This is a genomic window from Pseudomonas sp. NBRC 100443, from assembly GCF_030268185.1.
Classification (GTDB): domain Bacteria; phylum Pseudomonadota; class Gammaproteobacteria; order Pseudomonadales; family Pseudomonadaceae; genus Pseudomonas; species Pseudomonas citronellolis.
This window is the reverse complement of the sequence record NZ_BSQE01000030.1, coordinates 1-13679: the sequence shown is the minus strand read 5'-3', so window position 1 is coordinate 13679 and position 13679 is coordinate 1. Positions and strand designations below refer to the sequence as shown.

At 65.4% G+C, this 13679-nt stretch carries 13 protein-coding genes; 9 read left to right on the top strand and 4 right to left on the bottom strand.

Features of this window, described 5'->3' with window-relative positions; genetic code table 11:
* Window positions 1-2: 2 nt before the first annotated feature.
* The 3 genes from QSJ95_RS28820 to QSJ95_RS28810 all read right to left on the bottom strand — a co-directional run bounded on the left by QSJ95_RS28820 (window position 3) and on the right by QSJ95_RS28810 (window position 5307).
* Window positions 3-824 carry an AlbA family DNA-binding domain-containing protein gene (locus QSJ95_RS28820; RefSeq protein WP_285647007.1) on the bottom strand — a complete coding sequence of 274 codons (822 nt, stop codon included), beginning with the start codon at window positions 822-824 and terminating at the stop codon, window positions 3-5.
* Window positions 825-962: 138 nt separating this feature from the next.
* Window positions 963-2210, bottom strand: a complete 1248-nt coding sequence (locus QSJ95_RS28815) for a ribonucleotide-diphosphate reductase subunit beta (RefSeq protein ID WP_009621763.1) — start codon at window positions 2208-2210, stop codon at window positions 963-965.
* Window positions 2211-2427: 217 nt separating this feature from the next.
* Complete coding sequence (locus QSJ95_RS28810) at window positions 2428-5307, bottom strand: ribonucleoside-diphosphate reductase subunit alpha (RefSeq protein ID WP_009621764.1); 2880 nt, start codon at window positions 5305-5307, stop codon at window positions 2428-2430.
* 733 nt (window positions 5308-6040) lie between these two features.
* Here QSJ95_RS28810 and QSJ95_RS28805 point away from each other — a divergent pair.
* The 6 genes from QSJ95_RS28805 (at window position 6041) to QSJ95_RS28780 (ending at window position 10218) form a co-directional block, all read left to right on the top strand.
* A complete protein-coding gene (locus tag QSJ95_RS28805; protein WP_009621765.1) occupies window positions 6041-6745 on the top strand; it encodes a response regulator in 705 nt (234 codons plus the stop codon).
* A gap of 168 nt (window positions 6746-6913) precedes the next feature.
* Window positions 6914-8527 (top strand): ATP-binding protein, encoded by a 1614-nt coding sequence (locus QSJ95_RS28800; protein ID WP_009621766.1) that lies wholly within the window; start codon window positions 6914-6916, stop codon window positions 8525-8527.
* A gap of 78 nt (window positions 8528-8605) precedes the next feature.
* Window positions 8606-8929: an ArsR/SmtB family transcription factor gene (locus QSJ95_RS28795; protein WP_043317210.1), complete on the top strand. Its 324-nt coding sequence runs from the start codon at window positions 8606-8608 to the stop codon at window positions 8927-8929.
* Window positions 8926-9357: a YeeE/YedE family protein gene (locus tag QSJ95_RS28790; RefSeq protein WP_043317212.1), complete on the top strand. Its 432-nt coding sequence runs from the start codon at window positions 8926-8928 to the stop codon at window positions 9355-9357. Before QSJ95_RS28795 ends, QSJ95_RS28790 begins: the two co-directional genes overlap by 4 nt.
* Before the next feature lie 2 nt (window positions 9358-9359).
* Window positions 9360-9785: a DUF6691 family protein gene (locus tag QSJ95_RS28785; protein ID WP_285647001.1), complete on the top strand. Its 426-nt coding sequence runs from the start codon at window positions 9360-9362 to the stop codon at window positions 9783-9785.
* Between the two features lie 70 nt (window positions 9786-9855).
* On the top strand, window positions 9856-10218 hold the full coding sequence (locus QSJ95_RS28780; protein WP_009621770.1) for a YidH family protein: 363 nt from the start codon (window positions 9856-9858) through the stop codon (window positions 10216-10218).
* 204 nt (window positions 10219-10422) lie between these two features.
* Here QSJ95_RS28780 and QSJ95_RS28775 read toward each other — a convergent pair whose 3' ends face one another.
* Window positions 10423-10851 carry a TOBE domain-containing protein gene (locus tag QSJ95_RS28775; protein WP_043270708.1) on the bottom strand — a complete coding sequence of 143 codons (429 nt, stop codon included), beginning with the start codon at window positions 10849-10851 and terminating at the stop codon, window positions 10423-10425.
* A gap of 95 nt (window positions 10852-10946) precedes the next feature.
* Here QSJ95_RS28775 and modA point away from each other — a divergent pair, with 95 nt between their 5' ends.
* From modA to modC, 3 genes are read left to right on the top strand one after another with little or no spacing between them, the layout of a single operon-like run.
* On the top strand, window positions 10947-11702 hold the full coding sequence (gene modA, locus QSJ95_RS28770; protein ID WP_281688073.1) for a molybdate ABC transporter substrate-binding protein: 756 nt from the start codon (window positions 10947-10949) through the stop codon (window positions 11700-11702).
* Window positions 11703-11714: 12 nt separating this feature from the next.
* Complete coding sequence (gene modB / locus QSJ95_RS28765) at window positions 11715-12395, top strand: molybdate ABC transporter permease subunit (RefSeq protein ID WP_043270704.1); 681 nt, start codon at window positions 11715-11717, stop codon at window positions 12393-12395.
* A gap of 1 nt (window position 12396) precedes the next feature.
* A complete protein-coding gene (gene modC, locus QSJ95_RS28760; RefSeq protein ID WP_285646999.1) occupies window positions 12397-13485 on the top strand; it encodes a molybdenum ABC transporter ATP-binding protein in 1089 nt (362 codons plus the stop codon).
* The last annotated feature ends 194 nt before the right edge of the window (window positions 13486-13679 follow it).

Here is a 13679-nt window from a genome sequence, read left to right as displayed (position 1 = left end):
TCTTATTCACTTACGCTGACTATTGTTCTGGTGATTAGGGACCGCAGACGGGTCTCAAGCTCAGTGAGAACGGTCCTGAGATCGCCAGAAATTTCTGCCTGATTGGTAGGAAGTTCGGTTAAGTCTGTGCCGGGCATTTCAAGGTATTGAATATACGCACCTGGGAGATGAAAAATTGGATTGCTCCCAAAGAGGAGTATTCCTGCATTTGTCGGGCAGTTTCGATCAGGATCAAATAAACGTAATGACGCCATTTGCATCTCAATGCTACGGCTGTCTTCTTCTCCATCTAAATTTATAGCTTCATCTCTGTATGCGATAAATTGATTCAGAGCTAGGTCGGCAAGACTTGCCGCTACACAAGGATGAGAGTCAAATGATCGCGCAAGGCCAATCCTCTTTTCGGTAAGAATTCTCTCTTCTTGCTCATTCGCAATGGCTTTTCTTGGGCCTACGCGAATATAAGTTCTACCTTTATATCGAACAGGTGGAAGGTCCGATGGGTGAACTTCTACTACGGCAACTTCGCCACCTTCATAGGAATACTTGGATACGGTCATAGCTGGCTGGGGCAGAATATTTCCTTCAGATCTGATGCCACCAAGATTTCTTAATATTTCATCAGTAATGATTTGGCCATTTAAAGTTCCATCGTCTTTTGCACCTATAAAAAGATATCCAGACTCTCGATGGTTAGGGAAGTCATTGGCGAATGAGCAAATTGCTTCGCAGAATTTATCTTTATTGGTAGTCGATATCGTTCTCTCAGTTCGATCAGATTCGACGTCAAGTAACAGTTCTCGGACTTTTTCTTTAGAGATCATGACTTCCTGACCAAATGCCGTGAATAGGAAAGCCCCGCACTAGGCGGGGCTTTGGTCTTTCATCGCTGCCCCAAAAATCCATTTCGGGAATATAGCGCTTTCTAATGGTCTTGACTTGCTGCTTTGCTACTACTTCCGTCAGTCCCAGCTCAGCGCGCCGCCGGTCTGGTACTCGATCACGCGGGTTTCGAAGAAGTTCTTTTCCTTCTTCAGGTCCATGATTTCGCTCATCCACGGGAACGGGTTGCTGGTGCCCGGGTATTCTTCCTTCAGGCCGATCTGGGTCAGGCGGCGGTTGGCGATGAATTTGAGGTAGTCCTCCATCATCGCTGCGTTCATGCCCAGGACGCCGCGCGGCATGGTGTCGCGGGCGTATTCGATTTCCAGTTGGGTGCCCTGCAGGATCATCTGCGTGGCTTCGTCCTTCATCTGGGCATCCCACAGGTGCGGGTTTTCGATCTTGATCTGGTTGATCACGTCGATGCCGAAGTTCAGGTGCATGGATTCGTCGCGCAGGATGTACTGGAACTGCTCGGCGGTGCCGGTCATCTTGTTGCGGCGGCCCATGGAGAGGATCTGGGTGAAGCCGCAGTAGAAGAAGATGCCTTCCAGCACGCAGTAGTAGGCGATCAGGTTGCGCAGGAACTGGCGGTCGGTTTCCGGGGTGCCGGTCTGGAACTGCGGGTCGGAGATCGAGCGGGTGTACTTCAGGCCCCAGGACGCCTTTTTCGCGACGCTCGGGATCTCGTGGTACATGTTGAAGATTTCGCCCTCGTCCATGCCCAGCGACTCGATGCAGTACTGGTAGGCGTGGGTGTGGATTGCCTCTTCGAACGCCTGGCGCAGGATGTACTGGCGGCATTCGGGGTTGGTGATCAGGCGGTACACGGCCAGCACCAGGTTGTTCGCCACCAGGGAGTCGGCGGTGGAGAAGAAGCCGAGGTTGCGCATGACGATGCGGCGCTCGTCTTCGGACAGGCCGTCCTTGCTCTTCCACAGGGCAATGTCGGCGTTCATGTTCACTTCCTGCGGCATCCAGTGGTTGGCGCAACCATCCAGATACTTCTGCCAGGCCCAGTCGTACTTGAAGGGTACGAGTTGGTTGAGGTCGGCGCGGGCGTTGATCATCTGCTTGTCGCCGACCTGTACGCGGGCGGCCGAGCCTTCCAGATCGTCCAGGCCTTCCTGGATGTCCAGGGCGTCCAGGGCCTTCTTGGCGCGGGCGACCGCGTCGGAGTCGCTGGCGGAGACGGCGCGGGCTTCTTCCACGGAGCCGGCGGCTTCGTCGTCCAGTTTGTCGGCGGCCTGGGCGGCGGCTTTGGCCACGGCCGGGGCGGCCTTGGCTTCGGTGGGGTCTTCTTTGTCGAATTCGTCCCAGCTCAGCATTGGTTCCTCTCCTGGTCTGGTTGCGTGATGGGGGGCACGCTAAAGCTTGCTTGGCTTCCCTTCTCCGGGTTCCCGCGTTCGCGGGAATGACGAGGGGAAGCTGTTATGTCTGGGGGAGGCGGGGACAAGAGCCCCTCTCCCTAACCCTCTCCCTGAAGGGAGAGGGGATATCCGTGCTGCGTGGAAACGCGGCCCTCGGGCGAGGGCCGCTACTTCCTTACTGGCAGGCTTCGCAGTCCGGGTTATCGATGCTGCAGGCCTTGGGTACCGGCGCCGGGGCCGGGGCGGCTTGCAGGCCTTCGTCGATCACCGAGCTCACGGCGTTCAGCTTGCCGGTGTTGATGGTGGACTTCTCGGTGCTGGTGGCGGCCAGGGCGCGGAGGTAGTAGGTGGTCTTCAGGCCACGGTACCAGGCCATGCGGTAGGTCACGTCCAGCTTCTTGCCCGAGGCGCCGGCGATGTAGAGGTTCAGCGACTGGGCCTGGTCGATCCACTTCTGGCGGCGGCTGGCGGCGTCGACGATCCACTTGGTCTCCACTTCGAAGGCGGTGGCGTACAGGTCTTTCAGGTCTTGCGGGATGCGCTCGATCTGCTGCACGGAGCCGTCGTAGTACTTCAGGTCGTTGACCATGACCGGGTCCCACAGGCCGCGGGCTTTGAGGTCGCGCACCAGGTAGGGGTTGATCACGGTGAACTCGCCGGAGAGGTTCGATTTCACGTAGAGGTTCTGGTAGGTCGGCTCGATGGACTGCGACACGCCGGTGATGTTGGCGATGGTCGCGGTCGGCGCGATGGCCATGATGTTCGAGTTGCGGATGCCTTTGCGCACGCGCTCGCGCACCGGGGCCCAGTCCAGGCTCTCGCTCTGGTCGACTTCGATGTACTTGGCGCCGCGAGCTTCGATCAGCAGTTTCTGCGAGTCGATCGGCAGGATGCCTTGCGACCACAGCGAGCCGTCGAAGGTCTCGTAGGCGCCGCGCTCTTCGGCCAGGTCGCAGGAGGCCTGGATGGCGAAGTAGCTGATGGCTTCCATGGACTTGTCGGCGAAGTCGATGGCGGCGTCGGAGCCGTAGGCGATGTGCTGCAGGTACAGGGCGTCCTGGAAGCCCATGATGCCCAGGCCCACCGGGCGGTGCTTGAGGTTGGAGTTCTCCGCCTGGGGCACCGAGTAGTAGTTGATGTCGATGACGTTGTCGAGCATGCGGACCGCGGTCTTCACGGTGCGGCCGAGCTTCTCGACGTCGAGCTTGCCGTCGACGATGTGGTTGACCAGGTTCACCGAGCCCAGGTTGCAGACGGCGATCTCGTCCTTGTTGGTGTTCAGGGTGATCTCGGTGCACAGGTTCGAGCTGTGCACCACGCCCACGTGCTGCTGCGGGCTGCGCAGGTTGCACGGGTCCTTGAAGGTCAGCCACGGGTGGCCGGTCTCGAACAGCATGGAGAGCATCTTGCGCCACAGGTCCTTGGCCTGGACGACCTTGTGCAGCTTCAGCTTGCCGTACTGGGTGAGGGCTTCGTAGTACTCGTAGCGCTCTTCGAAGGCCTTGCCGTAGAGGTCGTGCAGGTCGGGGACGTCGGACGGGGAGAACAGCGTCCAGGTGCCGTCTTCGAACACGCGCTTCATGAACAGGTCGGGAATCCAGTTCGCGGTGTTCATGTCGTGGGTGCGGCGGCGGTCGTCACCGGTGTTCTTGCGCAGCTCCAGGAATTCTTCGATGTCCAGGTGCCAGGTTTCCAGGTAGGCGCACACGGCGCCCTTGCGCTTGCCGCCCTGGTTCACGGCCACGGCGGTGTCGTTGACCACTTTCAGGAACGGGACCACGCCCTGGGACTTGCCGTTGGTGCCCTTGATGTACGAGCCCAGCGCGCGCACCGGGGTCCAGTCGTTGCCCAGGCCGCCGGCGAATTTCGACAGCATGGCGTTGTCGTGGATGGCGCTGTAGATGCCCGACAGGTCGTCCGGCACGGTGGTCAGGTAGCAGCTGGACAGCTGCGGACGCAGGGTGCCGGCGTTGAACAGGGTGGGGGTGGACGACATGTAGTCGAAGGACGACAGCAGGTTGTAGAACTCGATGGCGCGTTCTTCCTTCTGCGGCTCTTCGATGGCCAGGCCCATGGCCACGCGCATGAAGAACACCTGCGGCAGTTCGAAGCGGATGCCGTCCTTGTGGATGAAGTAGCGATCGTACAGGGTCTGCAGGCCCAGGTAGGTGAACTGCTGGTCGCGCTCGTGGTTCAGCGCGGCGCCCAGCTTGGCCAGGTCGAAGGTCTTCAGCTTGGGATCGACCAGCTCGAATTCCACGCCCTTCTCGATGTACGCCGGCAGGGCGCGGGCGTAGAGCTCGGCCATTTCGTGGTGGGTGGCGCTCTCGACCACGCCGAGGAAGCCCAGGGCTTCGGCGCGCAGGGTGTCCATCAGCAGGCGGGCGGTGACGTAGGAGTAGTTCGGCTCGCGTTCCACCAGGGTGCGGGCGGTCATCACCAGGGCGGTGTTGACGTCCTTCTCGGCCACGCCGTCGTAGAGGTTCTTCAGGGTCTCGCGTTCGATCAGCCCGCCATCGACTTCGGCCAGGCCTTCGCAGGCTTCGCGGATGATGGTCTGCAGGCGGCCCATGTCCAGCGGCTGGGTGCTGCCGTCGGCCTTGGTGATGCGGATGCTCGGGTGCGGCTGGGCGACTTCGCCGGCGGCGCTGGCGGTCTTGCGCTCGTTGGCGCGGGCTTCGCGGTAGATCACGTAGTCGCGGGCGACTTTCTGCTCGCCGGCGCGCATCAGGGCCAGTTCGACCTGATCCTGGATTTCTTCGATGTGGATGGTGCCACCGGAGGGCATGCGGCGCTTGAAGGTCGCGGTGACCTGTTCGGTCAGGCGCGCGACGGTTTCATGGATGCGCGACGAGGCGGCAGCGGTGCCGCCTTCCACGGCGAGGAACGCCTTGGTGATGGCTACGGTGATCTTGTCATCGGTGTAGGGAACTACGGTGCCGTTGCGCTTGATCACGCGCAGCTGGCCGGGCGCGGTGGCGGCCAGATCCTGGGCGGATTCGGCTGCCTGCGGCGCTGCGGCCTGCGGGTTCTCGCGAGTGGTGTCGATCTGCATGGGTGGTTGTCTCCACATTCTCTTAGTGGGTTCTGTCACTGGCGCCGGGGGCGCCGCTCCGGAAAAACAGCAATAAAGAGCGTGTGCGTCCGGCGGGGCCGGCCGCATGAAAACTTGCGTAACAGGGGAAGGGGACTCAAGCGCCTCCCTGGCCCAAGTCGGGTGTCCGGCTTTACGGGCCGGAACCACAATACCTAGTGGTGTTGACCGATCGGTTGCAACACCCGTACCGCATGGCCATCGACATCGATCACTCCTTTGCGGCCTACGCCGCGTCGGACTTCCGTACGCCTGGATGCAGCTGCTGGGGGAACCGGAGGAGCCGTGGAAAAGGCTCGCGACCTCATGCTTCTTCTTGTGTCCGGTTCCAGGTTGCGGACCCAACATGTAGGGGTTATCCGCAACGGGGATACAAGATAATGCGCTATGGGAGGCTTTGCAAGGCGGCAGGCTGGGGGAAACCTGTGGATAAATTGTGGGTGGCGTGTGCGTGATCGCGTAGGGATCGCGCCAGGCCGCACCGCTGCTGATTTTCACCGTTCGTCATGAGCGACTGACAGATTCAGGAGTTGGCCTGAGGCTGTCAGGGTGTGAACCCTACCACAATATCTTGTGGTCCTGCCCCGTCGCGTTCCGCCCGTGCCATGGCGCGGCTTCCTGGCTACAATGCGGCACGTCCCGCCTGCCTCGCGGCGGTGCGCGGCGGACCCGTTCAGGTGCATTGGGAGGCGGTGTGGAGCAAGAGGCGCGAATCCTCATTGTCGAGGACGACCAGCGGTTGGCCGAGCTGACCCAGGACTATCTGGAAAGCAACGGCCTGAAGGTGGGCGTCGAGGCCGACGGCGCCCGCGCGGTGGACCGCGTGCTGGCGGAACGGCCGGACCTGGTGGTGCTGGACCTGATGCTGCCCGGCGAGGACGGCCTGTCGATCTGCCGGCGCCTGCGCCCGGACTACGACGGCCCGATCCTGATGCTCACCGCGCGCACCGACGACATGGACCAGATCCAGGGCCTGGAGATGGGCGCCGACGACTACGTGTGCAAGCCGGTGCGCCCGCGCCTGCTGCTGGCGCGCATCCGCGCCCTGCTGCGGCGCAGCGAGGGGCCGGACGAGGCGCCCGCGGCGGGCAGCAAGCGCCTGACCTTCGGCAGGCTGGTGATCGACAACGCCATGCGCGAAGCCTGGCTGGACGGCCAGACCATCGAGCTGACCAGCGCCGAGTTCGACCTGCTGTGGCTGCTGGCGGCCAACAGCGGGCGCATCCTTTCCCGCGAGGAAATCTTCAATTCCCTGCGCGGCATCGAATACGACGGCCAGGACCGCTCCATCGACGTGCGCATCTCGCGCATCCGCCCGAAGATCGGCGACGACCCCATGCACCCGCGGCTGATCAAGACGGTGCGCAGCAAGGGCTATCTGTTCGTTGGCGAGCAGTAGGGCCAACGCTCTCGCCCGCGTCCGTGTTCACGTAGGATGGCGTGGAGCGCGGCGATACCCATCGATGGGAATCGCTTCGCTCTCCCATCCTGCGTGTTGCATCCATACTTCCCGGCGCCATCCCCGCGCCTCCACGCCGGCCGCTGAACCCGGCACAGGGCTTCGCCGATGAAATCCATCTTCCTGCGCATCTACGGCGGCATGCTGCTGACCCTGGTGCTGGTCGCCGCCCTCGGCGTGCTGACCCTGCACCTGGTCAACGAGGTGCGCGGCGACCGCTACCGCGAGGAGCTGGCGCGCGGCACCTTCCGCCTGATGGCCGACGAGATGGCGGGCATGGAGGAGGTGGACCGCAAGCGCGCGCTGCTGCAGTGGAGCCGCCTGATGGGCATCCCGCTGAGCCTGCAGAAGCTCGACGCCCTGGGCATGGACGGCCGCGACCGCGCGCGGCTGATGAATAACCAGGTGCTGGTGGAGGCCGACGGGCCGCACCAGGTGCGCATCCATACCCAGGTCAGCCTGCAGGAGGGCCTGGTGCTCACCGGCGAGGTGGAGCAGGTCAGCGAGCAACTGGCGCGGGCCACCATCTATATGCTGATGGACGAGCTGCGCCGCTTCCCCGCCAGCGAGCAGCCCTACCACCTGGCGCGCATCGTGCGCGACAAGCGCTTCGGTTTCGACGTGCACCTGCTGCGCCTGAAGGAGATCGACCTGGACGACGACCAGAGCCGCCGGGTGGAGGAGGGCGACACCGTGCTGGCGCTGGGCAAGAACGGCGACTCCATCCGCGTGGTGGCCGGCATCGTCGACACGCCCTGGGTGCTGGAGCTGGGGCCGATCTACCAGATGAACCCCTATCCGCCGCAACTGCTGTTGCTGATCGCCGCCGTCGGCCTGTCGCTGATCGGCCTCACCCTGTACCTGCTGATCAGCCGCCTGGAGCAGCGCCTGCGCGGCCTGGAGTCGGCTGCCTCGCGCATTGCCCGCGGCAGCCTCGACACCCGGGTGGAGGAGCGCGGCAGCGACTCGGTGGGGCGCCTGGCCGGCACCTTCAACCACATGGCCGAGCAGATCCAGCGCCTGATCAGCGTGCAGCGCGAGCTGGTCCGCGCGGTGTCCCACGAGCTGCGCACGCCGGTGGCGCGGCTGCGCTTCGGCCTGGAGATGATCGAGTCCGCCGAGGACGACAAGACCCGGCACAAGTACCTGGAGGGCATGGACGGCGACATTCAGGACCTCGACCAGTTGGTGGACGAGATGCTCACCTACGCGCGCCTGGAGCAGGGCTCGCCGGCGCTGACCTACCAGAGCGTGGAGCTGGGCGAGCTGGTGCGCCAGGTGGTGGCGGAGATCGCCCCGCTGCGCGGCGAGGTGCAGGTGACCTGCGAGGCCGGCGCGCTGGTACCCTTCGACCAGGGCAGCTGGATCGAGGCCGAGCCGCGCTACCTGCACCGCGCCCTGCAGAACCTGCTGAGCAACGCCATCCGCTACGCCGAGACGCGGGTGCGGGTGAGCTACCGGGTCAGCCTGGACCGCTGCCAGGTAGACGTCGAGGACGACGGCCCGGGCGTGCCGGAGGACCGCTGGGAGCGCCTGTTCACGCCGTTCTTCCGCGTCGACGACAGTCGCACGCGGGTCACCGGCGGGCACGGCCTGGGGCTGTCCATCGTGCGGCGGATCATCCGCTGGCACGGCGGCCGGGTGTCCATCGCCCGCAGCCAGGCCCTGGGCGGCGCCTGCTTCACCCTGGCCTGGCCGCGGCGCCAGGCGCCCAAGGAATAGCCCGCGGCGGGTGAGGGTGGACGTTCTGCGGGTTTATATTATATGTTTTCATATATTGTAATTTCGTAGAGCGTTCCCATGCCCGCCACTCCAGCCATCGACCTGCAACGCCTGCGCCACTCCGCCGACCAGGCCGGGCGCCTGCTCAAGGTCCTGGGCAACCCCGACCGCCTGTTGCTGCTGTGCATGCTGTCCCAGGAGGAGCTGCACGTCGGCGCCCTGGAGGAGCGGGTGGGCGTCGGCCAGCCGACGCTGTCGCAGCAACTGGGCGTGCTGCGCCGCGAAGGGCTGGTGGCGACGCGCAAGGAGGGCAAGCAGGTGTACTACCGCATCAGCAGCCCGCAGGCGCTGGCGGTGATCCAGACGCTCTACCGGCTGTACTGCACGGAGGATGCCGAATGAACATCGACTGGACGGCTTTCACCCCCTGGAGCGCCCTGGCCGGCGGCGCGCTGATCGGCCTTTCCGCCGGCCTGTTCGCCCTGCTCAACGGCCGCGTGGCCGGCATCAGCGGGTTGCTCGGCGGCCTGCTGGCCAGGGGCGGCGTCGGCGGCGAGCGCCTGGCGTTCCTCCTCGGGCTGCTGCTGGCGCCGCTGCTGTGGCTGGCCTTCGGTCCGCTGCCGGCGCTGCACTTCGACAGCGCCTGGCCAGCGCTGCTGCTGGCCGGGCTGCTGGTGGGGCTGGGCAGCCGCTATGGCGCCGGCTGCACCAGCGGCCATGGCGTGTGCGGCCTGGCGCGGCTGTCGCCGCGGTCGCTGCTGGCCACGCTGTGCTTCATGGCCAGCGGCTTCGCCACCGTCTTCTGCACCCGCCACCTGCTGGGAGCCTGAACATGGCCCGCCTGAGCGCTTTCCTCTGCGGCCTGCTGTTCGGCCTGGGCCTGCTGCTGGCCGGCATGGCCGACCCGGCCAAGGTGCTGGCCTTCCTTGATCTGGCCGGGGCCTGGGACCCGTCCCTGGCGCTGGTGATGGTCGGCGCCATCCTCACCGCCTTGCCGTTCTTCGGCCTGGCCCGCGGCAAGGCGCACGGCCTGCTCGGCGGCGCCATGCAACTGCCGACGCGCCGCGACCTGGACCGCCGCCTGGTGCTGGGCAGCCTGGTGTTCGGCGTTGGCTGGGGCATCGCCGGCATCTGCCCGGGGCCGGCGCTGGTCGGCCTGGGCGCCGGCCACTGGCAGGCGGCGCTGTTCGTGCTGGGGATGCTGGCCGGCATGGCGGCGTTCGAATGGCAGCAGCGGCGCAAGGGCGCGGGGGCATGAAGCCGTGCCTTAGACGCAGCGCCGCCCGCCGCCTACGCTACCCGGAGATTCCCTTGCACACCGAGGCCCCATGTCCGACCTGAACGACCCCCGCGTCTTCTTCGCCGCCGAGCGCACCCTGCTGGCCTGGAACCGTACCGCCCTGGCGCTGATCGCCTTCGGCTTCGTGGTGGAGCGCACCGGCCTGCTGCTGCGCCTGATGCACGCGGGCCTGGAGACCGCGGCGGCGCTGCGCATGTCGTTCTGGGTGGGGCTGGGCTTCATCCTGCTCGGCTGCGTGGCGGCCTGCAGTTCGGCGCTGCAGTACCGCAACGTGGTGCGCGGGCTGAAGCCGGTGGAGATTCCCGAGGGCTACCGGGTCAACGCCGGGCCCTGGCTCAACCTGACGGTGGCCGGCCTGGGCCTGCTGCTGACGCTGTACCTGGCGCTGTAGCCTTGCGAAAAAATTGACCTCTAGGTCAATAAATGCAGAATGCTGGCGTGCCCATCGGCACCGACGCCCGTGGCCAAGCCCATGGCGTTGCCCTTAATGGGTATTGCTGCGGCACGGGTATCGTTATGTAATTTTTGATATAACGATTCTCCGGCAGCGGGCCCCGGACAGACCGGGCCCTCCAGCGTCGCGCCGTGGCATCCGTCAGGAAGGAACACCGAGAATCACATGGGAAGCCTTGATCACCGCCGTGGCCTTGACGCCGGCCGCCAGCCCCAGTTCGGCGACGGCGTCGCGGGTGACCACCGCCACCACTTCGCTGCCGCCGCCAAGGTCCAGCACCACCTCGGCGTTCACCGCGCCGTCGGCCACCGACTTCACCGTGCCGGCCAGGCAGTTGCGCGCCGACAGGCGAATGCCCTCGGCGTCGGTCATCAGCATCACCCAGGGCGCCTTGACCAGCGCCACCACGTCCTTGCCCTGGGCCAGGCCAAGGCTCTTCACGCTTTCCTCGGTGACGATGGCCACCAGGTCGTTGCCGCCGGGCAGTTGCACCACCACCTCGGCATTCACTGCGCCGTTGCGCAGTTGCTTGACCGTGCCGCGGAACACATTGCGCGCGCTGACTTTCATGTCTTTCTCTCCTTGGTTGCAGTGAGGTCAGGAAGGTATAGCAGAGCCGGCGGGCCCTTCGAAGCAGAACGACAGCCAACCACTGGAGCACATCGATGAAACACACATTCGCCCGCCTTTCCCTGGCCCTGGCGGCCTGCCTGGCCACCCACGCGGCGCTGGCCGACGAGGTGCAGGTCGCGGTCGCGGCCAACTTCACCGCGCCCATCCAGGCCATCGCCAAGGACTTCGAGAAGGACACCGGGCACAAGCTGGTGGCCTCCTTCGGCGCCACCGGGCAGTTCTACGCGCAGATCAAGAACGGCGCGCCCTTCGAGGTGTTCCTCGCCGCCGACGACAGCACCCCCGCCAAGCTGGAGCAGGAGAAGGCGGTGGTCCCCGGCTCGCGCTTCACCTACGCCATCGGCAAGCTGGCGCTGTGGTCGCCGAAAGACGGCTACGTCGACGCCAAGGGCGAGGTCCTGAAGAAAGGCGGCTTCCAGCACCTGTCCATCGCCAACCCGAAGACCGCGCCCTACGGCCTGGCCGCCACCCAGGTGCTAGACAAGCTCGGCCTGAAGGACAAGCTGGCCGGCAGGATCGTCGAGGGCCAGAACATCGGCCAGGCCTACCAGTTCGTCTCCAGCGGCAACGCCGAACTGGGCTTCGTGGCGTTGTCGCAGATCTACAAGGATGGCAAGGTGACGGCCGGTTCGGCCTGGATAGTCCCGGCCGACCTCTATGAGCCGATCCGCCAGGACGCGGTCATCCTCGAAAAAGGCAAGGACAACGCCGCGGCCAAGGCCCTGGTGGACTACCTGAAGGGGCCGAAGGCGGCGGCGGTGATCAAGGCCTACGGCTACGAGCTGTAAACAGGGAAAACGATGCACCTGACCGCGGCGGACCTCACGGCGATCCGGCTCACCCTCGAGCTGGCCACCGTCAGCACCCTTATCCTGTTGCTGCTGGGCACCCCCATCGCCTGGTGGCTGGCGCGCACCCGTTCGTGGCTCAAGGGCCCGCTGGGTGCGCTGGTGGCCCTGCCACTGGTGCTGCCGCCGACGGTCATCGGCTTCTACCTGCTGGTCACGCTGGGCCCCAACGGCCCGGTGGGCCAGCTCACCGACGCCCTCGGCTGGCAACGCCTGCCGTTCAGCTTCGCCGGGCTGGTGGTGGGCTCGGTGATCTACTCGCTGCCCTTCGTGGTGCAGCCGCTGCAGAACGCCTTCGAGGCCATCGGCACGCGCCCGCTGGAGGCCGCGGCGACCTTGCGCGCCGGGCCCCTGGACACCTTCTTCAGCGTGGTCCTGCCGCTGGCGCGGCCGGGCTTCGTCACCGCCGCCATCCTCGGCTTCGCCCATACCGTGGGCGAGTTCGGCGTGGTGCTGATGATCGGCGGCAACATCCCCGGCCAGACCCGCGTGGTCTCGGTGCAGATCTTCGACCACGTCGAGGCCATGGAGTACGCCCAGGCGCACTGGCTGGCCGGCGGCATGGTGGTGTTCTCCTTCTTCGTGCTGCTGGCGCTGTACTCCACGCGCCGCAGCCACTCGGCCTGGAACTGAGATGCCGGCAGACATCCAAGCGCGCTTCCTGCTCGAATACCGCAGCTTCACCCTGGACGTCGACCTGCGCCTGCCGGGCCGCGGGGTGACCGCGCTGTTCGGCCATTCCGGCTCCGGCAAGACCACCGTGCTGCGCTGCGTGGCCGGCCTGGAAAGGCCGCGCGAGGCGCGCCTGGTGGTCAATGGCGAAACCTGGCAGGACAGCGCCCAGGGCCTGTTCCTGGCGCCGTACAAGCGCGCCATCGGCTACGTGTTCCAGGACGCCAACCTGTTCGAGCACCTGTCGGTGAGGCGCAACCTGCGCTACGGCATGAAACGCGTGCCGGCGCGCGAGCACCGCGTGGCCATGGACCAGGCCTGCGAACTGCTGGGCATCGGCCACCTGCTCGAACGCATGCCGCGCCACCTGTCCGGCGGCGAGCGCCAGCGGGTGGGCATCGCCCGCGCCCTGCTGACCAGCCCGCGCCTGCTGCTGATGGACGAGCCGCTGGCGGCCCTGGACCTCAAGCGCAAGGCGGAAATCCTGCCCTACCTGGAGCGCCTGCACGACGAGCTGGACATTCCCATCCTCTACGTCAGCCACTCGCCGGACGAAGTGGCGCGCCTGGCCGACCACCTGGTGCTGCTGGAAGCCGGCCGCGCCCTGGCCAGCGGCGCGGTGGGCGAGACCCTGGCGCGCACCGACCTGCCCACCTCGCTGCTGGAAGACGCCGGCGTGGTGATCGACGGCCAGGTGCTGGGCCACGACGCCGAATACGGCCTGCTCGACCTCGGCCTGCCCAACTGCGGCGAACGCATCCGCCTGGCCCACGGCCCGCTGCCGGTAGGCAAGGCGCTGCGCATCAAGGTGCAGGCCCGCGACGTCAGCCTGACTCTGCAGCGCCCGCAGCGCAGCAGCATCCTCAACCTGCTGCCGGCCACGGTGACCGAGCTGGCTCCCACGGATACGCCGGCGCATCTGCTGGTGCGGCTGGATGTGGGGGGGAATCCGTTGTTGGCGCGGATTACCCGTTACTCCTGCGAGCAACTGGGGTTGCGGGTGGGGGAGGGGGTGTGGGCGCAGGTGAAGTCGGTGGCGGTGTTGGCCTGAGGGCGGATGGCTTTATGGCTTTTCGTAGGAGCGAGCTTGCTCGCGAATGAGCCCCGCAGCGGAACCTGTTCGCGAGCAAGCTCGCTCCTATGTATGGACTCACCCCCACCGTCAACCCGCTTTTGAACATGAAAACCCGACTGCATCTATGTATTAGGCCTGTTCGAGGAAGCCACGTCGGGCTTCTGGCCAAC

What these genes read in the sequence shown, in the direction of transcription:
- QSJ95_RS28820 (WP_285647007.1), bottom strand. Translation starts at nt 824, where the DNA reads ATGATCTCTAAAGAAAAAGTCCGAGAACTGTTACTTGACGTCGAATCT.
- QSJ95_RS28815 (WP_009621763.1), bottom strand. Translation starts at nt 2,210, where the DNA reads ATGCTGAGCTGGGACGAATTCGACAAAGAAGACCCCACCGAAGCCAAG.
- QSJ95_RS28810 (WP_009621764.1), bottom strand. Translation starts at nt 5,307, where the DNA reads ATGCAGATCGACACCACTCGCGAGAACCCGCAGGCCGCAGCGCCGCAG.
- QSJ95_RS28800 (WP_009621766.1), top strand. Translation starts at nt 6,914, where the DNA reads ATGAAATCCATCTTCCTGCGCATCTACGGCGGCATGCTGCTGACCCTG.
- QSJ95_RS28795 (WP_043317210.1), top strand. Translation starts at nt 8,606, where the DNA reads ATGCCCGCCACTCCAGCCATCGACCTGCAACGCCTGCGCCACTCCGCC.
- QSJ95_RS28790 (WP_043317212.1), top strand. Translation starts at nt 8,926, where the DNA reads ATGAACATCGACTGGACGGCTTTCACCCCCTGGAGCGCCCTGGCCGGC.
- QSJ95_RS28785 (WP_285647001.1), top strand. Translation starts at nt 9,360, where the DNA reads ATGGCCCGCCTGAGCGCTTTCCTCTGCGGCCTGCTGTTCGGCCTGGGC.
- QSJ95_RS28780 (WP_009621770.1), top strand. Translation starts at nt 9,856, where the DNA reads ATGTCCGACCTGAACGACCCCCGCGTCTTCTTCGCCGCCGAGCGCACC.
- QSJ95_RS28775 (WP_043270708.1), bottom strand. Translation starts at nt 10,851, where the DNA reads ATGAAAGTCAGCGCGCGCAATGTGTTCCGCGGCACGGTCAAGCAACTG.
- modA (WP_281688073.1), top strand. Translation starts at nt 10,947, where the DNA reads ATGAAACACACATTCGCCCGCCTTTCCCTGGCCCTGGCGGCCTGCCTG.
- modB (WP_043270704.1), top strand. Translation starts at nt 11,715, where the DNA reads ATGCACCTGACCGCGGCGGACCTCACGGCGATCCGGCTCACCCTCGAG.
- modC (WP_285646999.1), top strand. Translation starts at nt 12,397, where the DNA reads ATGCCGGCAGACATCCAAGCGCGCTTCCTGCTCGAATACCGCAGCTTC.